General features: G+C 58.2%; 22 protein-coding genes, 1 other RNA gene and 1 pseudogene. 14 read left to right on the top strand and 10 right to left on the bottom strand.

Features of this window, described 5'->3' with window-relative positions:
• Positions 1–28: 28 nt before the first annotated feature.
• Genes R1T46_RS07030 through R1T46_RS07015 form a run of 4 tightly spaced genes read right to left on the bottom strand, consistent with a single transcriptional unit; the run spans position 29 to position 4,474 of the window.
• Complete coding sequence (locus R1T46_RS07030; protein WP_317307823.1) at positions 29–1,252, bottom strand: UbiH/UbiF/VisC/COQ6 family ubiquinone biosynthesis hydroxylase; 1,224 nt, start codon at positions 1,250–1,252, stop codon at positions 29–31.
• Positions 1,245–2,525 carry a 2-octaprenyl-6-methoxyphenyl hydroxylase gene (gene ubiH, locus R1T46_RS07025; protein ID WP_317307822.1) on the bottom strand — a complete coding sequence of 427 codons (1,281 nt, stop codon included), beginning with the start codon at positions 2,523–2,525 and terminating at the stop codon, positions 1,245–1,247. Before ubiH ends, R1T46_RS07030 begins: the two co-directional genes overlap by 8 nt.
• 2 nt (positions 2,526–2,527) lie before the next feature.
• Positions 2,528–3,850, bottom strand: coding sequence for a Xaa-Pro aminopeptidase (gene pepP / locus R1T46_RS07020; protein WP_317307821.1), 1,323 nt, complete (start codon positions 3,848–3,850; stop codon positions 2,528–2,530).
• A 27-nt stretch (positions 3,851–3,877) separates the two neighbouring features.
• A complete protein-coding gene (locus tag R1T46_RS07015; protein WP_317307820.1) occupies positions 3,878–4,474 on the bottom strand; it encodes a UPF0149 family protein in 597 nt (198 codons plus the stop codon).
• Positions 4,475–4,614: 140 nt separating this feature from the next.
• On the opposite strand from R1T46_RS07015, the gene R1T46_RS07010 reads away from it, so the two are divergent.
• Positions 4,615–5,253 (top strand): ZrgA family zinc uptake protein, encoded by a 639-nt coding sequence (locus R1T46_RS07010; protein WP_317307819.1) that lies wholly within the window; start codon positions 4,615–4,617, stop codon positions 5,251–5,253.
• A gap of 23 nt (positions 5,254–5,276) precedes the next feature.
• Here R1T46_RS07010 and R1T46_RS07005 read toward each other — a convergent pair whose 3' ends face one another.
• The gene (locus R1T46_RS07005; RefSeq protein ID WP_407070149.1) at positions 5,277–5,819 is read right to left on the bottom strand and encodes a DUF3299 domain-containing protein; all 543 of its coding nucleotides are present in this window, start codon (positions 5,817–5,819) and stop codon (positions 5,277–5,279) included.
• 49 nt (positions 5,820–5,868) lie between these two features.
• Here R1T46_RS07005 and R1T46_RS07000 point away from each other — a divergent pair, with 49 nt between their 5' ends.
• The 5 genes from R1T46_RS07000 (at position 5,869) to ssrS (ending at position 8,729) form a co-directional block, all read left to right on the top strand.
• Positions 5,869–6,609, top strand: coding sequence for an ABC transporter ATP-binding protein (locus R1T46_RS07000; protein ID WP_317307818.1), 741 nt, complete (start codon positions 5,869–5,871; stop codon positions 6,607–6,609).
• Complete coding sequence (locus R1T46_RS06995) at positions 6,606–7,880, top strand: ABC transporter permease (protein WP_317307817.1); 1,275 nt, start codon at positions 6,606–6,608, stop codon at positions 7,878–7,880. Before R1T46_RS07000 ends, R1T46_RS06995 begins: the two co-directional genes overlap by 4 nt.
• A gap of 102 nt (positions 7,881–7,982) precedes the next feature.
• Complete coding sequence (locus R1T46_RS06990) at positions 7,983–8,189, top strand: TIGR02449 family protein (protein WP_317307816.1); 207 nt, start codon at positions 7,983–7,985, stop codon at positions 8,187–8,189.
• Positions 8,189–8,485 carry a cell division protein ZapA gene (locus tag R1T46_RS06985; RefSeq protein WP_007153201.1) on the top strand — a complete coding sequence of 99 codons (297 nt, stop codon included), beginning with the start codon at positions 8,189–8,191 and terminating at the stop codon, positions 8,483–8,485. The genes R1T46_RS06990 and R1T46_RS06985 overlap by 1 nt, the downstream gene beginning before the upstream one ends.
• A gap of 64 nt (positions 8,486–8,549) precedes the next feature.
• A non-coding RNA gene (gene ssrS / locus R1T46_RS06980) (6S RNA) lies at positions 8,550–8,729 on the top strand.
• Positions 8,730–8,747: 18 nt separating this feature from the next.
• On the opposite strand, the gene R1T46_RS06975 is transcribed toward ssrS, so the two are convergent.
• Positions 8,748–9,131, bottom strand: coding sequence for a DUF2750 domain-containing protein (locus R1T46_RS06975; RefSeq protein WP_317307815.1), 384 nt, complete (start codon positions 9,129–9,131; stop codon positions 8,748–8,750).
• 137 nt (positions 9,132–9,268) lie between these two features.
• Here R1T46_RS06975 and R1T46_RS06970 point away from each other — a divergent pair, with 137 nt between their 5' ends.
• Complete coding sequence (locus R1T46_RS06970) at positions 9,269–9,919, top strand: 5-formyltetrahydrofolate cyclo-ligase (protein ID WP_317307814.1); 651 nt, start codon at positions 9,269–9,271, stop codon at positions 9,917–9,919.
• 3 nt (positions 9,920–9,922) lie between these two features.
• On the opposite strand, the gene R1T46_RS06965 is transcribed toward R1T46_RS06970, so the two are convergent.
• Entirely contained in the window at positions 9,923–10,072 is a 150-nt protein-coding gene (locus R1T46_RS06965) for a hypothetical protein (RefSeq protein WP_317307813.1), read from the bottom strand.
• Positions 10,073–10,261: 189 nt separating this feature from the next.
• Positions 10,262–11,797, bottom strand: coding sequence for a threonine ammonia-lyase, biosynthetic (gene ilvA / locus R1T46_RS06960; protein ID WP_317307812.1), 1,536 nt, complete (start codon positions 11,795–11,797; stop codon positions 10,262–10,264).
• 139 nt (positions 11,798–11,936) lie between these two features.
• Here ilvA and rpiA point away from each other — a divergent pair, with 139 nt between their 5' ends.
• The 3 genes from rpiA to ppa all read left to right on the top strand — a co-directional run bounded on the left by rpiA (position 11,937) and on the right by ppa (position 14,603).
• Positions 11,937–12,617, top strand: a complete 681-nt coding sequence (gene rpiA, locus R1T46_RS06955; RefSeq protein ID WP_317307811.1) for a ribose-5-phosphate isomerase RpiA — start codon at positions 11,937–11,939, stop codon at positions 12,615–12,617.
• A gap of 216 nt (positions 12,618–12,833) precedes the next feature.
• On the top strand, positions 12,834–13,973 hold the full coding sequence (locus tag R1T46_RS06950) for an acyl-CoA dehydrogenase family protein (protein ID WP_317307810.1): 1,140 nt from the start codon (positions 12,834–12,836) through the stop codon (positions 13,971–13,973).
• A 102-nt stretch (positions 13,974–14,075) separates the two neighbouring features.
• Positions 14,076–14,603 carry an inorganic diphosphatase gene (gene ppa / locus R1T46_RS06945; RefSeq protein ID WP_036210530.1) on the top strand — a complete coding sequence of 176 codons (528 nt, stop codon included), beginning with the start codon at positions 14,076–14,078 and terminating at the stop codon, positions 14,601–14,603.
• 78 nt (positions 14,604–14,681) lie between these two features.
• Here the strand turns inward: ppa and R1T46_RS06940 are convergent.
• Both R1T46_RS06940 and R1T46_RS06935 read right to left on the bottom strand, forming a co-directional pair.
• Positions 14,682–15,732: pseudogene (locus R1T46_RS06940) on the bottom strand (DUF2333 family protein).
• Between the two features lie 131 nt (positions 15,733–15,863).
• The gene (locus R1T46_RS06935; RefSeq protein WP_317307809.1) at positions 15,864–17,852 is read right to left on the bottom strand and encodes a GGDEF domain-containing protein; all 1,989 of its coding nucleotides are present in this window, start codon (positions 17,850–17,852) and stop codon (positions 15,864–15,866) included.
• Positions 17,853–18,051: 199 nt separating this feature from the next.
• Between R1T46_RS06935 and R1T46_RS06930 the strand changes: the two genes are divergently transcribed.
• From R1T46_RS06930 to accC, 4 genes are all read left to right on the top strand, one after another.
• Positions 18,052–19,665, top strand: coding sequence for a diguanylate cyclase (locus R1T46_RS06930; RefSeq protein WP_317307808.1), 1,614 nt, complete (start codon positions 18,052–18,054; stop codon positions 19,663–19,665).
• 272 nt (positions 19,666–19,937) lie between these two features.
• Positions 19,938–20,378 carry a type II 3-dehydroquinate dehydratase gene (aroQ, locus tag R1T46_RS06925; RefSeq protein ID WP_317307807.1) on the top strand — a complete coding sequence of 147 codons (441 nt, stop codon included), beginning with the start codon at positions 19,938–19,940 and terminating at the stop codon, positions 20,376–20,378.
• Positions 20,379–20,406: 28 nt separating this feature from the next.
• Positions 20,407–20,865 carry an acetyl-CoA carboxylase biotin carboxyl carrier protein gene (gene accB / locus R1T46_RS06920; RefSeq protein ID WP_317307806.1) on the top strand — a complete coding sequence of 153 codons (459 nt, stop codon included), beginning with the start codon at positions 20,407–20,409 and terminating at the stop codon, positions 20,863–20,865.
• A 16-nt stretch (positions 20,866–20,881) separates the two neighbouring features.
• Positions 20,882–22,228: an acetyl-CoA carboxylase biotin carboxylase subunit gene (gene accC, locus R1T46_RS06915; RefSeq protein WP_317307805.1), complete on the top strand. Its 1,347-nt coding sequence runs from the start codon at positions 20,882–20,884 to the stop codon at positions 22,226–22,228.
• Positions 22,229–22,255 lie beyond the last annotated feature (27 nt).

The raw sequence follows: 22,255 nt of genomic DNA, 5'->3' as shown, positions 1-22,255 counted from the left end.
TGTTTATGGTGCGCCCTGAAAACCATACTCAGGCATCCAGCCCCATGGCCTCGGCCGCAATACGGTTCTTGATCGGCCCAAGCCGGTTCAGCCAGCGCATGCCGGTGTTGCGCAGCCAACGCAGGGTCAACTCATCACGGCCAAACAGTTGCTTGAAACCTTCCATGGCCGCCATCATCGCGAGGTTCTCACCCTTGCGACGGCGCTGGTAGCGAGCCAGAACAAGCTCGTTGTCTGGATCAATGCCTTTGCTCCGGGCACTGGCAAGTTCATCCAGCAACGCACGAACATCCCCATAACCCAGATTCGCCCCCTGGCCGGCCAGGGGATGAATGGTATGAGCGGCATCGCCCACCAGCGCAAAGCCAGGGGCGATGTATTCCTTGGCGTGGCGTTGACGCAAAGGAAACGCGTAGCGACGCGAGACCAGGTCCACTGCGCCCAGTTCACGCTCTATCGCCCGTTCCAGCTCCGCTTTGAAGGCGTGGTCATCCAGCCCCATCAGACGCCGTGCCTCTTCGGTATCCTGTGACCATACAATAGAACAAAAATGCTCATCGCCGGACTCTGACAACAGTGGCAGGAAAGCCAGAGGCCCTGTGGGCGAGAACCGTTGCCAGGCCGTATAACGGTGGCTCTGGGCCGTTCGAACGGTGCATACGATGGCCTGCTGGCCGTAATCCCACTCGCGGGTCGGTAGCCCCACCCACTGGCGCAATCGGGAGTGGGCACCGTCCGCCGCCACTACAAGTCTGGCGCCGAAGGTCTGGCCGTCTTCCAGGTGGATGCCTCGCGTGTGCCCGTCCTGCCACCAGCCACTCACCCTGACCCCATCAATCAGGGTCACCGCGCTGTCAGTCAGGGCATCAAACAGTGCCCGTACAATTCGGCGGTTCTCAATGATCGTACCCAGCGCCGGGGCGCGGAGCTCTGCCGCTTCGAACTGGATGCGGCCGGTGCCATCGCCATCCCACACCGTCATCGTCTGGTAGGGACAGTGGCGACCAGCGGTTATGTCCGGCCATACCCCCAATTGTTCCAGCAGCCGCTGGCTGGCGACCGAAATGGCGCTCACGCGGGGATCGAAATCTTCCACAGATAGCGCTTCTTCGGGGTCCTGCATCAAGGCCTTTCGGTCGGCACCTTCCACCAGCCCTACGTTCCAGCCCTGCCGAGACAAACCCAGCGCAAGGGCCGAGCCCACCATGCCGCCGCCAACCACCAGGATATCGAATTGCGGTTGCTCACTCATGGTCATTGCGTTCCGAGAAAGCGTTGTCAGTAGCACGAAGCTCGGCCCGGCGCCCACCCAGCCCCATGGCCTGACGAGCAAACCAGCGCTTGGCGCCGGGTAGCAGGTCCAGCCCCATCAGGCCGGCGTCGCGGGCCGTGGTTACCAGGGGCAGATGATTGCCGAAGAGCTGGATCAGTGAGTCGGAAAACCGCACTGTCTGTTGCCAGTCCCGACGATGACGTGCCTGATAGGCGTTAAGCACGCCCAGGCTGCCCAGGGGTTGCTGCTGCTCGACAGCCACACAGAACTGCTCCACCAGCGCCATCAGCCCCCTCAAAGCAAGGTTGAAGCCCTGACCGGCAACCGGATGAAGCGTGTGCGCCGCATTGCCTACCAATACCACACCGGGGCGAACTGCCTCATCCACGGTTTTCAGGGTCAGCGGGTAGTGGCTGCATTCCCCGATTCGGGTGAAACGCCCCAGGCGCCAGCCAAAACGATGCTGCAGTCGCTGGCACTTGTCGTCATCGCCCAATGACAGCAGTTCATCAAGAGCCTTACTACTCAACGTCCATACCAGGGCGGCGTTTGTGCCGGCGCGCGCTGGCGAGCCGTGAGGCAACAACGCCATGGGGCCAGCATCGGTGAAACGTTCAAACGCGGTAAACTCATGACTATGGGAGGTGGAGACATTGGCGATCAGGGCATGCTGATCATACGCCTGTTCATTGACCCGGAAGCCCAGTGTTTCACGCAGGCCGGAACGGCCGCCGTCAGCCACCACCAGACACTGCGCGGTCAGTTCCCGATCTCCCGTGTCGGCGCCCAGGGTAACGCGAACACCCTCCGATAGCGGCTGCATGGCTGTCACTTCCGCCGGTGCTTCCCAGACCACATGCGTCTGCAGCAGTTCCCGCATCAGGCACAGCCCCATCCAGCGGTTGTCCGCGACATAGCCCAGAGCCTCCTGTTGGTGCTCGGCGGCGTTCAGGCGCGTGGCCCCGAAATGCCCACGATCCGATACATGAATATGGCGAATGGGCGTGGCATGCTCGGAAAGCCGTTGCCACAGGCCCAGTTCTTCAAAGATCAACCTTGAGCCCCAGGCCAGCGCTGTGGAGCGGGCATCGTAGCTGGGCTGGTAACTGTCAGGCAGGGCGTCCGGAGACAACGGAAACGCCTCTACCACGGTCACCCGCAATTGCGGCAAGGTTTTCGCCAGCGCCAATGCCAGGGTGGCTCCTGCCAGCCCACCACCGGCGATGATGATATCGGTATCGTGCTGGTTCACGGTCAGTCGGCCATCAGCGCTTCAATCTCGGGAATGGTCTTGGGGACCGCCTCGGTGAGTACCCGACAGCCCTCTTTCGTCACCACCACGTCATCCTCGATGCGAATGCCGATACCACGCCATTTCGCATCCACGCTGGAGTTGTCCGGCGCCACATATAGCCCGGGCTCCACGGTCAGTGCCATGCCCGGCTCCAGTTCGCGCCACGCATCGCCCACCTTGTAGTCCCCGACATCATGCACATCCATACCAAGCCAATGGCCGGTACGGTGCATAAAGAACGGCTTGAACGCCTGCTCCTCGATGGCCTGCTCTACCGTCGTATCCTTGAGCAGGCCAAGATCGATCAAGCCCTGGGTAAGCACTTTCAGTGCGGCCTGGTGGGGGTGGTCCCAGTGATTTCCGGGACGGACTTCCTCAATGGCCGCGTACTGGGCCGCCAACACCACCTCGTACAGGGCCCGCTGCTCATCACTGAATGTACCGCTGACTGGGAAGGTACGGGTAATATCGGAGGCATAGCATTCCAGTTCACAACCCGCATCGATAAGCACCAGGTCGCCCTCGTTCAACGGGGCGCTGTTTTCGATGTAGTGGAGGATACAGGCATTCTGGCCGCCCCCCACAATCGACGGATAGGCCGTGGAGCGGGCACCGTTTTCCATAAAGGTGTGAATCAGTTCAGCTTCCAGGGCGTACTCAAAGACACCTTTGCCGGCCCGCTTCATTGCCCGCTTGTGGGCCTCACAACTGATCTCGCTGGCCCTTGCCATCACCCTGATTTCCGCTGCGCTCTTGTACAGGCGCAGGTCGTGGAGCAAGTGTTCCAAGGCTACGAACTCGCCGGGCGGATGAGCACCTGAGCGAACCTTGCTGCGGATCAACTTGACCCAGTCCATCACCTTGGCATCAAAGTTATGATCTTTGCCCAGTGGGTAGTACACCCGGCTGCGGCCTTCGATCATGCCGGGCAGGATGTCGTCAATGTCGGCAATGGGAAAGGCATCGTCCAGGCCGAAGGTCTCGATGGCACCCTCGGGGCCTGCCAGGAAGCCATCCCAAAGCTCCTTTTCCGGATTTCGTTCCTTACAGAAGAGTACGGACTCACCATGCTCCCGGCCGGGGATCAGCACCAGGACTGCTTCCGGCTCGCCAAATCCGGTCAGATAGTGAAAGTCACTGTCCTGACGAAACGGATGCAGGACATCCCGGTTACGCACCCGTTCGGGGGCGGCCGGCAGGATGGCAATGCTATCCGGCGCCATTCTTTCCATCAGCCGGTGCCGGCGATCGTTGAATTCCTTGACGGGTATCAGTGAAGCCATGAAGTCTCCCACGGGTATCAGCGTTGTTCAGTGCAAAGTCGGGGTATTGGGTGACGGCTTTTCCGGCGGATTGAACTCAGTAAACACCGCTAGCGCCCCCAGCCGTACATATTCGACGATTTCCATCAATTGTTGTTCGCTTTCATCGTCCGGCTCGTCATCATCGGCCACCTGACTGATCGCCACCAGATCTTCAATGAGTTCGCGAATCTCATCCGGCGCCTCACCCAGTGCCTGACCAGCGGACAGCGCCATGCCCTCCAGGAAACCACGCACCCAGGAGGTGAGCGCTTCCAGTCGCTGTTCGATGGCGTAATCATCGTCCGGCAGCAAGGGCTGAAAACTCATATCGGTAGCCTTCAACAGCTCAAGCGTCTGGCTATAGGCCGAGGCCATAAATTCCCGCAGTTCGTCCGATTCGTCGGTCGCAGCCTGGGGCAGGCCCATGTGCTCACACACCATGGACAGCCATTCCTCTTCACTGATACGAGCGCCAGCAGCAAGCCGGCCACAAAGCACGCCATGGAGCTCTGATGGATGACTGAAAGCCTTGTGAGCGGTGAACATATTTGCCCAGCGCTCAAAGGCGACGGCGCGGGCGTTGGAGGTGTCGGTTTCGGACATGAAACGGGACGGTCCTGTATGAATGAGTGAAGGCCCTATCCTAGCATTCAGGCGCATTTAAGACACTTGCCCTCTTGATTCCGGACCGGGAAAGAGTAAATTATGTTATAACATATCAATTTCAAGGAGAGCCGCCTGCCATGTCCGCTAAACGCTTACCCCCCAACCGTCCACGCTCGCTGCATACACTTGGATGTATGGTCGCCGCCTGCAGCCTGGCACCGATGGCGCTGGCCGCCGACAATCCCGGCGCCCACGAGCACGGCCATGCCCGATTGCAGATGGCGGTGGAAGAAAACCGTATTGACCTGATGCTCAATTCCCCGGCCTACAACCTCGCCGGGTTCGAGCATGGCGCCCGCACAGAGGCGGAAAAAAGCCGGTTGGCGGACATTACCCGCTGGCTGGAAACCACGCCGCTGGTCAACACCGCAGCGGCCGACTGCCGCGTGACAGCCGCAGCCGTGGAACTCGGCGGGGAAGACGAAAACCATGGTGGGGAGACTCATCACGGCCACGACGAGCACGATCATCACGAGGCCGAACATCACGACGAAGGACATCATGACGAAGAACATCATGGGGAAGCCACTCATCGGGAATACGACGTATCCCAGCAACTGGCATGCAACCACATCGACGCCGATCAGGAATTTACATCGGCACTGATGGAGAGGTTCGAGGGCATGGAGGAGCTCACCGTCGAATGGGTCAGCCCCTCTGGCCAGGGTAGTGCCCGGCTGACACCCTCAAACCGGGCATTTACTGTCAACAACTGACCCATGAATGCCCTGCAAAGACATTACTCCTCGTAGGGTGAGACGTCCTCCGCCACGATGGAGTAGGAGGACGAGGCAATGTCGTTCTCGGTCTTCTCGATCTTCAGGGTGCCCTCAATCCACACCGGATCGTAGAGCGCTTCCAGCTTGAAGCCCTTCTTGTACTTCACATGGATGATCTGGTTGGGTGGCGGGGGTGGCACGTGTATGCAGGCGCCGTAGTATGGCACCAGGAAAAACTCCAGAATGCGCATATCCTGTGTGGTTTTCAGCGGCACGACGAAACCCGGAATCCGGCCCGACCGGCCATCCATTTCAGGCACCACACGGCCTGTCATGATCTCGTCCGGTAATGTGGCAGGGCCGTCACCCTCGTGGGAGACTTCTGGCATATTCTCGAGTAGGTTGAGATCCTCCTCTGGCATCAGTTCCAGCCAGTCGATCTCTTGCGAGGCGTCTTTTGCACGAACGGCGGTTGAAAGACTGAAGGCCGCGACCAGCGCCACCATGAACAGGGTGGCAAACAAGGAGCGTTGCCGCGAGCGGGATTCCAGAGGTTCTGACATAAAACTGACGTCTCCTGTAACGATTCAGGGATCATACACCGGATGACCAATGCCTGACATGACCGGCAAGACAGACTTGCACAAAGATAGTTCCGTAACCTCAGAGAGTTCCGTAACCCCACGGCAAACCCTCCGCATCAGCGAACTCGCTTTTCGCTGGGACCGGACCCAGCCGGGCATCCGCTATCCCGACGTGACACTGAACAGCGGTGAACACCTTTTCCTCCGAGGCCCCAGCGGTAGCGGTAAGAGCACACTCCTGAGCCTGATGGGAGGCCTGATCGTGCCGGACACCGGTCGCCTGGAATTACTGGGCACAGACCTGGCAGGCCTGACCAGCGGCCAACGCGACCGATTCAGGGCCGACCACATGGGCGTTATCTTCCAGCAGTTCAACCTGGTGCCCTACCTGAGCACGCTGGACAACGTCACACTGCCCTGCAAGCTTTCACGGAAACGCCGAGCGCGGGCCTTGTCTTCGCCGGAGGCAGAAGCGAAATCCCTGCTGACTGCCCTGGGCATCCCCCAGAGCCATTGGCACCGGCGTGTTACCACCCTCAGCGTCGGGCAACAACAGCGAGTAGCCGCCGCCCGGGCACTGACCGGCGCCCCGGAACTGATCCTCGCCGACGAGCCCACCTCGGCCCTGGACAGCGACAACCGGGACCGCTTTATCGAGTTGTTGCTGGGGCTGGCGGCGGAAAAACACTCATCCGTTGTCTTTGTCAGTCACGACAAGAGCCTGGCCCAACGCTTTAACCACCAACTGGCCCTGGAGGTGACCCCATGAACCTGCGGCTGGCACTGTCTCTGGCCATGGCAAGCCTCTGGTATCGGCGCAGGGTACTGGCGCTGGTAACCCTGACCCTGACGCTCAGCATCACCCTGCTTCTGGGCGTTCAGTACCTTCGCACCGAAGTGAAGCAGTCCTTTACCAGCACCATCTCCGGCACCGACCTGATCGTGGGCGCTCGCAGCGGTCAGCTGAACCTGCTGCTGTACACGGTCTTTCACATCGGTGACGCCACCAATAACATCCGCTGGAGTACCTACGAGAAACTGCAGGAGGATGAGCGCATTGGCTGGCTGGTGCCCATTTCCCTGGGCGACAGTTACCGGGGGCACCGGGTTGTCGGCACCAACGAGCAGTTCCCGGAACATTTCCGCTACGGTCGGGACCAGAAACCCGCATTGGCCGAGGGAGAATGGTTCGCCGATGTCTTCGACGTGGTGTTGGGGGCCGAAGTAGCCCGCAAGCACGCTCACCAGACTGGCGACAGGGTTGTCCTGTCCCATGGTGGCGGCAAGACCAGCTTCTCCAACCACAAGGACACTCCGTTTACGGTCACTGGCATCCTCGCTCCCACTGGCACACCGGTGGACCAGGCAGTTTACGTCAGCCTGGAGGGCCTCGAAGCCATCCATATTGGCTGGGAATCCGGTGTTGCCATCCCCGGGCGAACCGTCACGCCCGAACAGGCCAGGCAGAGGGACCTCACACCGGACGCGATTACCGCCGCATTCGTGGGCATCGACCGCAAGGTGCTGACTTTTCAGGTTCAGCGCCAGATCAACGAATCGCAGCTCGAACCGTTGTCGGCGATTCTCCCTGGGGTGGCGCTCAGCGAACTCTGGCGAATCATGGGTCAGTTCGAAAAAGCCTTGCTGGGCATCACCGGCTTTGTGGTGGTCACCAGCCTGGTCGGGCTCGTGGCCGTGTTACTGACTCTGCAAGCACAGCGCCGGCAGGAAGCGGCGATTCTCAGGGCTACCGGAGCTTCGCCGGCGCTCATCGCGGCATTGCACGTTATCGAATGCATTCTGCTGGCCATCGCGGCCTGTGGGCTCGCGATACTGGCCGGAGCGGCCGGCATCGCGGCTCTTAGCCCCTGGCTACTGGATACGTGGGGCGTTCAGGTAGGCCTGCGGCCGCTGAATGCAACGGAATGGTCGATCATCGCCAGCGTCCCTCTGGCAGCATTGCTCGTGGGACTGATTCCGGCGCTCCAGGCCTGGCGGGGCAGCCGAAAACAGGGGCTGGGGCACGTGGCCCCAGAGTGACGGACATCACGCAACGGAGGCCATGACATCCCTGTAAATTGACCAACTTGCAGTCCACACTTATAGTTAGTTCACTTCTTTGATACAGGCGTTGGACGACTCATGGAACAGTCCGAACTACAGGCACTGGCGGACAAACTCGACAGATTGATCGATCACTGTCGCAAACTGGAACGTGACAACGCGATGCTGCGCGAGCTGCAGGACGACTGGAACCGTGAGCGGGCGCAGCTCATGCACAAGAATGATCTTGCCAAAAACAAGATCGAAGCCATGATAGGCCGCCTCCGGGCCCTGGAGCACCACTGATGCCACAGCAGCCGACAACCGTCGAAGTCAAGATTCTCGACAAGGAATACCTGGTCGCCTGCCCGCAGGAAGAGCAGGAAGCCCTTCTCCGCTCCGCCAGGCACCTGGACACCAAAATGCGGGAAATACGCGCCAGCGGCAAGGTATTCGGTACCGAACGTATCGCCGTGATGGCAGCTCTCAACATCACCAATGAAATGCTAGAGCGGGACACCATGTCGGACACCGCCAGTTCAATTCTCAACGCCATGGATGAAAAGCTCGATACCGCTTTGGGCGAAGGCACCGGTAACTAGTCTTTGCGCAGGAATCCGATTCAGGTGTTGCAATCAGCCCCGGCAATGCCCGTATAATGAATCTAACTTCCTGGGCTGTTCGCTGGTCGGATTCGTCCTCGAGCCGATGCGCACTACCCAGGTGGCTACTTCAGGGCATTGTGAGCACGTCCCCGTATGGGGAAAGCCTAATATGTCACAGCGGCCACCGACCTTGAACTCTGGGTTCAAGGGCCACATCCGATAACGGCAGCCCGGGAAGCTTTACTTTCAACCAAGGCTCTCAGAAACTCGACAATTCATCCTGCAGGTCGCGTTTCAGCTCTTCCGGCTCGGTTATCCAAAGGGTTTCATCCACACCGGGCAGCACCCCAACGTCCAGACCATCTTTCGTCAGACCCGGCACCCATTTCCTGAAAAAATCCGGCAACGGAATACGCTTAGGCGTGAGATCGTCGGACCCCTTACCATACTCCACCGCGAATGCCTCACTGGGCCACACCGGCAGGTACTCCACATCGCCATCTTCAGACACGATCTTGAGGAAACGATTCTCCGCATTCACCAGAATCCAGATTTCACGCTCCTCCCCGACCTGACTCAGGAAATAGTCGTATCGTGCTTCGCCGTCTGATTCGAGGACACTCGTTAATGCATCATGGTTCATGGGTCGACCTGCTGTTGAACGAAAAATTTGAAGGGCCAATTGTAGCCTACCGGCCCGCTCCACCGACATCACCAGCGAACGGCAACAGACGACATTTTTCTGTACAACAGGGGCAACCCGATGGTAGAAAAAGCTTTATGTTGACCAACGTTGTCTCACCCCAGCCCTTTGAAGAACGCCCTGACTCGCAATCCCGAAGCAATCTTCGCAAAGCCCTTCGGAAGAAGCGCCGCTCGCTGTCCGTGGAAGAACAACAGGTCGCCGCCGATCAACTTGCGCTGAACCTGTTGAAACATCCCGACCTTTTCAGGGCCCGCCACGTTGCCGTATACCTGCCCAACGACGGTGAAATTGATCCCCAGGTGTACGTTCATGTTGCCCGCAGACGGGGGGTACGCTTTTATTTGCCCGTGCTGCACCCGGTTCACCGCGGCAGACTGGTTTTCAGCCCTTTTACCGATGGCACCGAGCTGACAGCCAACCGCTTTGGCATTCCGGAGCCGCCGTTCCACAAGGGACTGGAGCGGCCACCATGGGCGCTGGATGCAGTGCTGTTTCCGCTAGTGGGATTTGATGGTTTCGGTGGTCGGCTGGGCATGGGCGGCGGCTTCTACGATCGCACTTTTGCGTTTACGCGAATCCGGCCACGACTGGCTCCCAAGCTGATCGGGCTGGCCCATGACTGTCAGAAGGTATCGGAGTTACCGCTGGAACCCTGGGATATCCCTCTGCACAGTGTGGTGACTGACAGAGAGCGTTACCGAATGAGGTCGAAGAGCTTTCGGTAAGGTTTAGTCTCGAACGGCGGACACTGTAAAGGCTTTGCTATCGGAGGCCGTAGGCTCATCGTCAGAGGCCTGAAGCGATGTGAAGCCAGTAATAACAAGGCCAACGGCGAAAATCAGCACGACCGTCCGGATAATGTCAGGCTTGCGGCCCATGAGGGGATTCTCCGGTGTCTTAAATAGTAAAATCGATCTAAATCAGTTGACTATTCTTGTTTTCAAGAATTAGACGAAAGACTAACACCTATCCTGCGTTTTACAATTTTTCACAGATTAAATTTTTGTAAGCCACCCCGAAGTTTGCCGAACCGGGGAGGGAGCTTCCTCCCCGGTTCTCGCTGCAATTTAAGAAGACTTGTTGTTCCCGGCTCCCAAAAACAACTGATAAGCCTCATTGTCAGTCATGTTTTCGTAGCGGAAGCCGACCTTGCCGAGCATATTCTCGAAGTCTTTCACTTCGTCTTCTTCCACTTGGGCTCCCAGCAAAACACGGCTATAGGCCGCACCGTGGTTGCGGTAGTGGAACATGGAGATGTTCCAGCGGGTTCCCAGTGACATCAGGAACTTCAGCAAGGCGCCCGGGCGCTCCGGAAACTCGAACTGGAAGACCTTCTCATTGGTGATGGTCGGAGCGTGACCACCCACCATATGGCGAATGTGCTGCTTCGCCAGATCACTCTCAGTCAGGTCTATGACGGAATATCCTGTTTCCCGCAGATCCTGGATAAGATCTTCACGGCCATGACCTCCAGCCGCAATCTGGATGCCCACGAAGATGGTCGCATTGGTGGCATCGGCGTAGCGGTAATTGAACTCGGTGATGCTGCGTTTGTGCAGGGCGTTGATGAAGGTCTTGAAGGCCCCCGGTTTCTCCGGGATGGTCACCGCCAGGATGGCCTCGCGCTTTTCACCGATTTCCGTGCGCTCCGAGATATAGCGCAGACGATCGAAGTTCATGTTGGCCCCACTAAGGGTGGCCACCAAGTTTTCATTCTCGATCTGCTCGCGCTCAATGTACTTCTTGATCCCAGCCACGCCGAGCGCACCGGCCGGTTCGGCGATGGAGCGGGTGTCTTCGAACACGTCCTTGATGGCGGCGCAGATTTCGTCGGTGGAGACGGTGATCACCTCGTCTACGTGATCCTTGCAGATCTCCCAGGGGTATTTGCCGATCTGCTTGACGGCCACGCCATCTGCAAAGATGCCCACTTCGTCCAATACCACCCGTTTGCCAGCCTTCATGGCCGCCTGCAGGCAGTTGGAATCCTCGGGCTCAACACCGATCACCTTGATTTCCGGGCGCAGGTATTTGATGTAAGCCGCCATGCCGGCAATCAGTCCGCCGCCGCCAACGCAGATAAAGATGGCATGAATGGGTTTGCTGAACTGCCACATGATTTCCATGGCCACGGTGCCCTGCCCGGCGATGACGTCCGGGTCGTCATAGGGCGGGATGTAGGTGTAGCCGTGCTTCGCGATCAGCTCCTGAGCATGGGCTGCGGCCTCGTCAAAAGCGTCGCCCTTGAGAACCACTTTGGCGCCGTGATCACGCACAGACCGCACTTTGATCTCTGGCGTGGTCTGAGGCATGACGATGACCGCCTTGATACCCAGGTTCTTGGAAGCCAGGGCCACGCCCTGGGCATGGTTACCCGCGGAAGCACAAATCACGCCCTTGGCTTTCTGCTCTTCAGAGAGCTGCGCAATCCGGTTGTAGGCGCCACGAATCTTGAAAGAAAACACCGGCTGAAGGTCTTCGCGCTTGAGCAGAATGTTGTTGCCAAAGCGCTTTGAGAGGCTACGAGCCTCGGTCAGCGGGGTCTCGATGGCCACGTCGTAAACACGAGCATCGAGGATTTTCTTTATGTAGCGTTGCGGCATGGGTCCGTCCGGAGTTGGATTGTCGTTGGGAAAACGGACAGTGTAGAAACTTTGCCGGGGTTCCGTCTATAAGCTCGCCCCACAGACGGGCTATAATGGCGGCTTTAACCACACTTTCCTGTAAAACCGGAGTCGATCGATGAATCAGGACGAACTGAAGAAAGCCGTCGCCAAGGCCGCACTGGACCATATCAGGCCGCACCTGGATCAGGAGAGCGTTATCGGCGTGGGTACCGGCAGTACGGCCAACTGTTTCATTGATCTGCTGGCGGATATCCGCACCGATTTCGATGGCGCCGTTGCCAGTTCCGATGCCACGGCAGAACGCCTGAAAAGCCATGGTATTCCGGTGTACGACCTCAACAGTGCCGGGCCACTTGAGTTCTACGTGGATGGGGCCGATGAAACCAATGAACGCATGGAGCTGATCAAGGGGGGCGGCGGCGCCCTGACCCGTGAGAAGATCGTAGCGGCGGTGGCCAAGACGTTTATCTGCATTGCCGATGGGTCCAAGAAGGTGGATATTCTGGGCGCGTTTCCGCTTCCGGTGGAAGTGGTACCCATGGCTCGCAGCCACGTTGGCCGCGAAATCGTCAAGCTCGGCGGCGACCCGGTTTATCGCGAGGGTTTCACCACCGACAACGGCAATATCATCCTGGACATCCACAATCTGGATATTTCCCGCCCGCTTCAGGTGGAAGAGCAGTTGAACAATATTGTGGGCATTGTGACCAATGGCCTGTTTGCTCGACGGCCTGCGGATTTGTTGTTACTGGGTACTGAAGACGGAGTAAAAAGCATTTCCCGCCAGGACGGCTGACTACGGAGGAGACCGTGAAGAGACAGGGACATCAGGGGCACGCTGTTAATACGTCCGTGTACGCTCGACAAAAACATCCTTGTTTTTGACGTCCCCTGATGTCCCTGTCTCTCCACGGTCTGGGCTCTTTTCGGGCCCTCTGATAACCAAGCGCTTGCTTGGTTCCTTTTTTTGCGTGAGACTGCTCTCATGATTTCCTATTGAGGGAGGCTTTCCGTGTCTGATTATTTCAACGATACCCACGAACAAGTTCGCCAGAGTGCCCGCAAGTTCGTTGCCACTCATGTGCTGCCCTACATAGACGACTGGGAGGAAGCTGGCGAGTTCCCCCGGGAGCTCTATAAGACCGCTGGGGATGCCGGGCTGCTTGGGGTCGGTTTTCCGGAGAGTCTTGGCGGCATTGGTGAAGGCGATATTTTCATGAAAGTCGCCGTCTCCGAAGAACTGATGCGCTCCACGTCCGGCGGCCTGGTGGCCGGGCTGGGGTCGCTGGATATCGGCCTGCCGCCGGTGGCGAAGTGGGCGCAGCAGGAGGTAAAAGAAGCGATTGTGCCTCCGGTGCTGCGAGGCGAGAAGATTGCCGCGCTAGCAGTCACCGAGCCCGGCGGCGGGTCCGACGTTGCCAATATCAAAACCCGGGCCGTCAGGGACGGCGATGACTACATCGTCAACGGCAGCAAAACCTTTATCACCAGCGGCATGCGTGCCGATCATTACACCGTTGCGGTACGCACCGGTGGCGAGGGCCATGGTGGCATCAGCCTGTTGTTGATTGACCGCGATATGCCCGGCTTTTCCACCGGCAAAAAGCTCAAGAAAATGGGCTGGTGGGCCAGCGATACGGCAGAACTGTTTTTCGAGGATTGCCGGGTGCCTGCCAACCGACTGATCGGTGCCGAGAATGCGGGCTTTATCGCGATCATGAGCAATTTTCTGTTTGAACGCCTCAGCTTGTCCATCATGGCCTACATGACGGCCGAAATCGCCCTCGAGGCCTCGATAGCCTGGGCCGGCCAGCGGGAGGCGTTCGGTCGTCCTGTGAACAAATTCCAGGTCACCCGTCACAAACTGGTCGACATGGCCACCCAGGTGGATGTGGCGCGGGAGTACACCTATCGCTGCGCCGCACTGATGCAGGCAGGTAAAAACCCCATTAAGCAGGTTGCCATGGCGAAAAACTTTGCGGTGGAGGTGTGCGAGAAAGTCACCCGCGAAGCCGTTCAGATCCACGGCGGCATGGGGTATATGCGTGAATCCGTCGTAGAGCGCCTTTACCGGGACGGGAAGATCCTGTCGATTGGTGGCGGTACCGATGAGATCATGAAGGAATTGATTGCCAAACAGATGCAATTGTAGCGGTAAGGCGATACCAACGTTTAGTTTCGATCCACACCATTGTCCCGTATAATTGCGCCCACTTTTTAATCGCAGTTAAACGCACTTCAGAAAGGATCGATCATGAACTTCGACCATATCCCTGCTGGCAAGAACCCGCCGGAAGACATCTACGTGGCCATCGAAATCCCGTCCAACAGTTCCCCGGTGAAGTATGAGCTGGATAAGGACATGGGCGCCCTGCTGGTAGACCGCTTCATGGCTACGCCAATGTTCTACCCGGCCAACTACGGCTTCATTCCCCACACCCTGGCTGACGACGGTGACCCGATTGACGTGCTGGTGGTGACCCCGTACCCGGTTCAGGCCGGTTCCGTGATTCGCTGCCGCCCGGTTGGCGTGCTCAACATGGAAGACGAAGCCGGTGGTGACGCCAAACTGGTTGCCGTACCCCACGACAAGCTCACCAAGAGCTATACCGACGTGAAAGACGTGGAAGACCTTCCGCAACTGCTCCGTGACCAAATCCAGCACTTCTTCGAGAACTACAAGACGCTGGAGCCGGGCAAATGGGTCAAGGTTCAGGGTTGGGCTAATGCCGCCGAAGCCAAGAAGGCCATCGAAGCGTCCGTGAAAGCCTACAAAGGCTGATCGGCGAAGCTTTCAGGCGATTACAAAAAAACCGGGCTGCGTGGCCCGGTTTTTTTATGCGGCGATGCTGTACCGGCATCAGCCTCGGGTCAGCAGGTCACGCATGTCGCTGATCGCAGCGCTGGCGCGGGACAGGTACGCCGCCATGGTCAATGAGTGATTGGCGAGCACACCGAAGCCACTGCCGTTCAGGATCACGGGGCTCCACATTTCGCCCTGCGCACCTTCCAGTTCGATGATGATCTGTTTGGCACTGGCCAAAGCGTTTTTATCGTTAAGCACCTTGCGGAAGTCCACTTCGATGGCGCGAAAGATGTGCAACAGGGCCCAGGCGCTGCCGCGCGCTTCGTAGAACACGTCGTTCTATCTTCGTCCAGGGAGTCTTGACCTCATCGCCCATGACATCTTCCGACAGCGGGTCTCCAGGATTGACGTTGGACACAGCGTCGGACACCGACGCTTTACCGACGCTCTCACCAAGCGTGCGTGAGAGACTGCCCAGGCGGGTTTCCAGATCTGCCAGCCAGTTGGCCAGGTTATCGGCCCTGGCGAAGAACTGGGCATCGGGCTGATCCGGGCGCGACAAGCGGTCCAGGTAGCTGTGAAGCGCCTGGATGCCACGCCGATATTCCGCCTCGGTGGACGGAATAGCCCAGCTGCCGCTGTCAAAGTGGAACTGGGGCTCGGCAATCGTCAGGTCCGGGTCCTCAGCAGACTGGCTCTGGGAACGGCTGATGTCCTTGCGCATGGCGCGAGACAGGTCGCGAAGCTGAACGAGCACACCGTATTCCCAGTTGGGCATATTGTCGAGCCAAAGCCCCGGCGGGAATATGTCATTGGAAACATAGCCGCCGGGCTTATCGAGAAGAGTCTCTGCAACCCGGATCATGGTTACTGTTGTTGCGAAACCGGCCACGGGTTCACGTTGCATTTCGTCTGCCACAGTGCGTGTGTGTTCGCGTACCGAGAACACGTCTGGCTCGCTACTCCAAATCATGCCGAGCACAATCGCAACAAGCAGGTAGACAACCACGACGGCCAGTATAAATTTACCGACAACCCCGCCACCGGTGTAATCCCGAACATCGTCTTTGCGATCACTGAAATACTGTCTGATTCTTCCTGGCATCGGTTTTCAGTTCCCCTGTCTGTCGTTATATCCCGGACGCTATCCGTCTACACACTGCGAATACCATGAAGCAACGGCAACGTTTATGCAATTTGCGACGTTTCTTGCGGCACTGGGGCCGCGACCAAACACTAGTGCTCCGTCTCAAACGGCCGGCCCAGATGGTAACCCATTGCGCCATCAATACCGACACCCTGAAGTGCCGCATATTCACGGGCCGTTTCAACACCCGTAACGTAGACTCGAACGCCTCGACTGTGGGCGATGGTGGTCACGGATTCGAGGTAGAAGCGGTTGTCGTCATGGCTATCAATGTCGTGAACAAAGCTGTTATCAATACGTAGCGCCTGGAACCTCAGATCCTTCAGGTAACTGAAGGGCACCCCACCTACACCGAAGCGGTCGACAATCACCGGCACCTTGAGCCGGTTCAACCCACGCACCAGGAGTCCCACCGCCGCACGGTGGTGGTGAACAGCTTGCTCCGAAATGCCGATCTGCATTCGCCGGCGCTCGCTGCCCGCAGCGGACAGCTGTTCCAGGAGCTCCTTACGAAATGCCTCGCTGGCCACTGAAACCATGCCCAGGCTTAATGCCAGACGGGTGTCCGGCTCCAGACGCAAAAGCGCCAGGGAACGTTCAAGCACCCAGCGATCAATGTCAGGGGTCATGCCGAACCGTTCCGCCATGGGCACAAAAATACCGGCCTTGATCCAGCCGTCCGCCGTTTTCATCCGGGAAAAGACCTGGTGAAACAGCACTTCATCATCACCACTGCTGATCATGGGCTGCATCCACAATGACATCTGTCCCCGAGCGATCGCTTCGCCAATCATGACTCGCCATTTTTCACTGTCATGGTGCTCAGGACGGTCGCGATCAGCCGCATGACAGGCAGATCCCTCCTCCATCTGCGCCTGCCGGAGCGCTTCGTCGGCCGCCGATATCAGATCGTCCGCCTTACCGGTTTCGGCGGCCTGGGCAATGCCAGCGTGAACGGAAACGTCCATGGGCGCAGAGAGGTCAGAGTAGATACCGTCCAGCTCCTCGACCAGTTGGCGACACCAGATAACGCCGTCAGCACGTGAAACGCTTGGCAGGAAGACAGCAAAGCCGGCACCCGTCATGCAACCGGCAAAGGAGTCACTGTGCGCTCGTACAAAACCATTCAGCGCCTCCGCTATACGAACCAGCAAACGGTCAGCCTCGTCGCGACCATAGCTCTGGTTATACTGGGCGAATTCTTCCAACTGGATCAGAAACAGCACCCCGGGGGCGGATCGCTCTTCCGATTCCACTTCAACCTTCAGGCGCTGCTCGAACGCCCGCCGGCTGGCAAGCCCGGTCAGACTGTCTTCGTTGTTCACCTTGCGCAGGTGCTGGATCAGTTTGGCCTGCCCTTCAAAGAGTCGACCAAGGTCATCCGCCATCTGGTTCATGGCGTGGGTGACCTGGTTCAATTCCCGCGTGGAGGTAATGTCGACCCGGCGCCTGAAGTCCCGTTTACCCAAAGCCTTGGCCTGCGTCTCAACGGCCCTGAGCGGACGCATCAGGCGTGCCATCATCCAGAACAGGCCGATCAGCCCAAGACCACCAATCAGGGCAGAACCGGCCACGATTCTGACGGTCACCACCCACAGGTCTTCGTAGGCCCGGCCAGGGTGGCTTACGACCCGCACCTTGCCCAGCCGGCTCCAGCCACGCACCACTTCCGCTTCGCCCGCCGACAGGGGCAGATCCGCCAGCGCCATAAACCAGTCCGGCACATCGACCTCACGCAATGAGGTTTCCCGCCCAGCCACTTCCTCACCCTGATTATTGACGTAGACCACAGAGAGATAACGGCCACTGTCGAAAACCGCATCGATCAATGACGATGAAGCCACCGGGTCGCGACCGTCAATGGCACCGGACAGTGAAAGGCCGATGGCCGTGGCGCCATCCCGGGCGTGGCCCTGAAGCTGGCCCGACATGTAATCCCGGAACCGGTCAAAACTGACGCTGGCCGCCGCCACCAGGACGAGTAGCAACATGCCACCGGTAAACAGCAGCAGCAGACTGCGCAAGGTGATTACACCCCGTTGGCGAGAAATATGTCTGTCGTTTTGCGTCCATGCCATCACTGGCAGCCCCTGTCTGAAGCAAGGATTGTCGGACATCTGGTGTGACCTGTCCCGCAGAGTTGACAAACATTTACACTGCGTCACCTACGCCGACAACACTAAACACTATAGACTCTGCAAAAAGATTACTGTTGAGAGTATCCGTCTGTACCGGAAACGGGCGGTTCAGAACGAGAAAAACACAGGCCGGAGCACCATGAACGACGAAAGCCAGAAAGACAAACTCAGGCAGCACTTCGCTCGCCGTGTCACCACCCAGGCACGCGTGGTCCTGGATACATGGCAAAAAATCCGCGAAGACACCGGCCAGTCTGCCGCTTTCAAGGGCGATTTTGCCAGGGCAGCCGACAAACTGGTTCGCTACGCAAAGCGCTTCGACATGGAAAGCCATGCCGATTCCGGGCGCCAGGTGTTTGACCTGATTGGTGAGTGGCCGGAAGGCAGCATGCTCCCCGAAGGCCTGGGTCGCAAACTCCAGGATGCCATTGAGCAACTGTCTCACTGCACGTCAAGACGGACCGACCAGGAAGCCAGCGAGGCCCCCCAGCAATATCGACGGACGCCTGTCTATATTGCTCTGGCCAGTGAAGAAATGGCCAGCCGCCTGATCCGCCAGCTTGAGTTTTTCGGCTTTCGTGCGTCGGCATTCAATACCGCCGACAAGCTGATCGAAGCCTGTGCACTCCACAAACCAGAAACCATCCTGATGGATGTTAACTACGGCGGCGAGCCCCTTAGCGGGATTGCCACCATTGAACGGCTTCAGGAACGCCACGACACTCCCATTCCCATCATCTTCATGAGCGATGAGGACGGCACCATAGAGACCCGCCTGCGGGCGTCCCGATGCGGTGGCGAGGAATTCTTTTACCCAGCAGTTGACCCCGGCCAGCTGATCGAAAAAATTGAAACCTACACCCATGGCAATACGGTGGAGCCCTACAAGGTTCTGGTGCTGGATGATTCTCGCGCCCAGGCCAAGTTCATGGAGACGGTGCTGAAAAAGGCCGGCATGAATGCCCACATCATCACCGACCCCATGGAAATCATTCATGCACTGGAATCGTTCTCGCCAGAGATCATCATTCTGGACATGTACATGCCCGGCTGCACCGGCATGGAGATCGCGCGGGTGATCCGCCAACAGGACCGGTTCCACAGCGTGCCGATCATTTACCTTTCTGCGGAGGAAGACGTTACCAAACAGCTGCATGCCATGAGCCTTGGGGGCGATGACTTCCTGACCAAGCCGATTGACCCGAAACATCTGATCTCCACGATACACAATCGTGGCCGCCGTGCCCGATCGCTGCTGGCGCTGATGATCCGCGACAGCCTTACCGGCCTGTTCAATCACACCCATACCCTGCACCTGCTTGATCAGGAGATCGTGCGGGCGCGGCAGAAAGACCAGCAACTGTGCTTTGCAATGATCGACATCGACTACTTCAAAAAGGTGAACGATACCTTCGGCCACCCCATTGGCGACCGCGTGCTGCGAAGCCTGTCCATGTTCCTGAAACAACGATTGCGCAAGACCGACCATATCGGCCGATACGGCGGCGAGGAGTTTGCCATTATACTGCCGGCCACCCGCGAGAGTGACGCCCGCAATGTACTGAACGAGATCCGTGAGCGTTTCTCAGAGCTGTTGCAACCGGCTGGTGACCGAGAGTTTAACGTCACCTTCAGCTGCGGCGTTGCCGCCTGGAAAGGCGATACATCTCAGGCCATCTGCGAACGTGCGGACAGGGCGCTCTATCGCGCCAAGGCCCAGGGCCGAAACTGTGTGACCGCCGCCGGCGACTGACACCCAGCCGCCACTGGTTGGCTCTCCCCAGCAACGGCCCCGCCCCACTCTCGGGGCCGTTCTATGAAACCAACGTCTTATAGAACTCCTGATCACCCTTCACGACAATGACCGTGCAAACGACAAAGATTGCTTTTGCGTGGGTAAGATACTTTTCGACACATACCCAATTGTCAAAAAGTGTTGATCTGAAGACTTCAAGAACGCACCATTGAGGGAAAATGTCGCTAAATTCGGCGATCCTGTAAAAAGTCAGCAAGGCAGACGAAATCATGTCGACCATACTCGTACTTCATGGCCCCAACCTGAACACGCTGGGAACCCGCGAGCCGGAGGTGTACGGCCACGAGTCGTTGGCGGACATTGACGACCGTTTGCACCGGAAAGCCGCCGAAGATGGCCATCACCTGCTACATTTACAGTCAAACGCGGAATATGAACTGATTGAGCGGATACATGAAGCCAGATCAGAAGGGGTTGATTTCATCATCTTCAACCCGGCGGCGTTCACCCACACCAGTGTTGCACTGCGGGACGCCATGTTGGCCTCGGGCATACCGTTTATTGAGGTCCATCTTTCCAACGTGCATGCGCGGGAAGCATTCCGTCATCACTCATACTTTTCTGATATCGCCGATGGCGTTATCTGCGGGCTGGGCAGCCTGGGGTACGACCTTGCACTCGAAGCCGCCCTGCAACGAATTCATCGATAGAACTGATTAAAACGGGATCGGACTGACTATGGACATTCGCAAGATCAAGAAACTTATCGAACTGCTGGAGGAATCCGACGTCGAGGAGCTGGAGATTCACGAGGGTGATGATTCTGTTCGCATCTCCCGGCGTCGTGAACAACTGGCTGCGCCACAGTATATGGCACAGTATCCGTCACCAGCACCCCAGCCCGCCTCACCGCAGCCGTCAGCGCCAGCCGCCGACGAACCCGCGAAGCCGGCGGAACCTTCCGGCCATGCTGTGAAATCGCCAATGGTCGGCACTTTCTACCGCTCGCCCTCGCCAACCGCGAAATCCTTCGTGGAAGTCGGGCAGTCAGTGAAAGCCGGCGACGTGGTGTGCATCGTCGAAGCCATGAAGATGATGAACCAGATCGAGGCCGACAAGAGCGGTACCATCGCCGAGATCCTGGTGGAGAACGGTCAGCCGGTCGAGTTCGACCAGCCGATGATCATCATTTCCTGAACCCGGTGATACTCTCATGGCTATGTTAGAAAAAGTCCTGATCGCAAATCGCGGCGAAATTGCCCTGCGCATCCTGCGCGCCTGCAAGGAGCTGGGCATCAAAACCGTGGCTGTCCACTCCCAGATCGACCGCGACCTCATGCATGTTCGCCTGGCGGACGAGTCGGTCTGTATCGGCCCCAACAGTGCCGCAGACAGTTACCTGAACATCCCTACTATTATCAGTGCGGCCGAAGTGACAGACTCCGTCGGCATCCATCCCGGTTACGGCTTCCTTGCCGAAAACGCGGATTTTGCTGAACAGGTCGAAAAGAGCGGCTTCCGCTTTATCGGCCCCAGAGCCGATACCATTCGCCTGATGGGCAACAAAGTTTCCGCCATCAACTCAATGATTGCGGCGGGCGTCCCCACCGTGCCGGGCTCCGATGGCCCATTGACGGACGACGACAACCGCACTCTGGAAGTTGCCCGTAAAATCGGCTACCCAGTGATCATCAAAGCCGCTTCCGGTGGCGGCGGCCGCGGCATGCAGGTCGTTCATTCCGAAGCAGCCTTGCTCAAGAGCGTGCAGGTTACGCAAACTGAAGCCAAGAACTCCTTTGGCGATGCTACGGTCTACCTTGAGAAATACCTTGAGCGCCCCCGCCATGTAGAGGTCCAGGTACTGGCCGACACCCACGGCAACGTCATCCACCTGGGCGACCGGGACTGCTCCATGCAGCGTCGGCACCAGAAGGTACTGGAAGAGGCCCCCGCCCCGAACATCGACCCGGAAGCGCGGGCAAAAACCCTGAAGGCCTGTGTCGACGCCTGTAAGGAGATCGGCTACGTGGGTGCGGGCACGTTCGAGTTCCTGTACCAGGACGGTGCTTTCTACTTTATCGAGATGAACACACGGGTGCAGGTGGAGCATCCGGTGTCGGAAATGGTGACCGGTGTCGATATCGTTCGCGAGCAGTTGCGTATCGCCAGTGGCCTACCCCTGCAATACAGCCAGGACGAGATCAAGATTACCGGCCACGCGCTGGAATGCCGCATCAACGCCGAGGACCCGCAAACCTTTGTACCCAGCCCGGGCAAGGTCAAGCACTTCCATGCGCCTGGTGGTAACGGCGTACGGGTCGACTCTCATCTGTACAGCGGTTATACGGTACCCCCGTTCTACGATTCCATGGTTGCCAAGCTGATTACCTGGGGAGACGATCGGGAGATCGCCCGCCGCCGCATGAAGAATGCGCTGGATGAACTGGTGGTCGAGGGCATCAAGACGAATCAGGCGCTGCACAGGAAACTGGTGCGCGATGGCGGCTTTAAACAGGTAGACTTCACCATCCATTATCTGGAAAAACTGATACGGGACTGACCCGATCAGTCGATTCGTTTACCAAAC

The organism is Marinobacter salarius, assembly GCF_032922745.1.
In the GTDB taxonomy this organism is placed as follows: Bacteria; Pseudomonadota; Gammaproteobacteria; order Pseudomonadales; family Oleiphilaceae; genus Marinobacter.
Note: the sequence above shows the minus strand (reverse complement) of the source record. Positions and strands in the feature narration are given on the sequence as shown.

What these genes read in the sequence shown, in the direction of transcription:
- R1T46_RS06990 (WP_317307816.1), top strand. Translation starts at nt 7,983, where the DNA reads ATGGAACAGTCCGAACTACAGGCACTGGCGGACAAACTCGACAGATTG.
- accC (WP_317307805.1), top strand. Translation starts at nt 20,882, where the DNA reads ATGGCTATGTTAGAAAAAGTCCTGATCGCAAATCGCGGCGAAATTGCC.
- pepP (WP_317307821.1), bottom strand. Translation starts at nt 3,850, where the DNA reads ATGGCTTCACTGATACCCGTCAAGGAATTCAACGATCGCCGGCACCGG.
- ppa (WP_036210530.1), top strand. Translation starts at nt 14,076, where the DNA reads ATGAACTTCGACCATATCCCTGCTGGCAAGAACCCGCCGGAAGACATC.
- R1T46_RS06975 (WP_317307815.1), bottom strand. Translation starts at nt 9,131, where the DNA reads ATGAACCATGATGCATTAACGAGTGTCCTCGAATCAGACGGCGAAGCA.
- R1T46_RS07030 (WP_317307823.1), bottom strand. Translation starts at nt 1,252, where the DNA reads ATGAGTGAGCAACCGCAATTCGATATCCTGGTGGTTGGCGGCGGCATG.
- accB (WP_317307806.1), top strand. Translation starts at nt 20,407, where the DNA reads ATGGACATTCGCAAGATCAAGAAACTTATCGAACTGCTGGAGGAATCC.
- R1T46_RS06935 (WP_317307809.1), bottom strand. Translation starts at nt 17,852, where the DNA reads ATGGCATGGACGCAAAACGACAGACATATTTCTCGCCAACGGGGTGTA.
- aroQ (WP_317307807.1), top strand. Translation starts at nt 19,938, where the DNA reads ATGTCGACCATACTCGTACTTCATGGCCCCAACCTGAACACGCTGGGA.
- R1T46_RS07015 (WP_317307820.1), bottom strand. Translation starts at nt 4,474, where the DNA reads ATGTCCGAAACCGACACCTCCAACGCCCGCGCCGTCGCCTTTGAGCGC.
- ilvA (WP_317307812.1), bottom strand. Translation starts at nt 11,797, where the DNA reads ATGCCGCAACGCTACATAAAGAAAATCCTCGATGCTCGTGTTTACGAC.
- R1T46_RS06930 (WP_317307808.1), top strand. Translation starts at nt 18,052, where the DNA reads ATGAACGACGAAAGCCAGAAAGACAAACTCAGGCAGCACTTCGCTCGC.
- R1T46_RS06985 (WP_007153201.1), top strand. Translation starts at nt 8,189, where the DNA reads ATGCCACAGCAGCCGACAACCGTCGAAGTCAAGATTCTCGACAAGGAA.
- R1T46_RS06995 (WP_317307817.1), top strand. Translation starts at nt 6,606, where the DNA reads ATGAACCTGCGGCTGGCACTGTCTCTGGCCATGGCAAGCCTCTGGTAT.
- R1T46_RS07000 (WP_317307818.1), top strand. Translation starts at nt 5,869, where the DNA reads ATGCCTGACATGACCGGCAAGACAGACTTGCACAAAGATAGTTCCGTA.
- R1T46_RS06970 (WP_317307814.1), top strand. Translation starts at nt 9,269, where the DNA reads ATGTTGACCAACGTTGTCTCACCCCAGCCCTTTGAAGAACGCCCTGAC.
- R1T46_RS07005 (WP_407070149.1), bottom strand. Translation starts at nt 5,819, where the DNA reads ATGTCAGAACCTCTGGAATCCCGCTCGCGGCAACGCTCCTTGTTTGCC.
- R1T46_RS06965 (WP_317307813.1), bottom strand. Translation starts at nt 10,072, where the DNA reads ATGGGCCGCAAGCCTGACATTATCCGGACGGTCGTGCTGATTTTCGCC.
- rpiA (WP_317307811.1), top strand. Translation starts at nt 11,937, where the DNA reads ATGAATCAGGACGAACTGAAGAAAGCCGTCGCCAAGGCCGCACTGGAC.
- R1T46_RS07010 (WP_317307819.1), top strand. Translation starts at nt 4,615, where the DNA reads ATGTCCGCTAAACGCTTACCCCCCAACCGTCCACGCTCGCTGCATACA.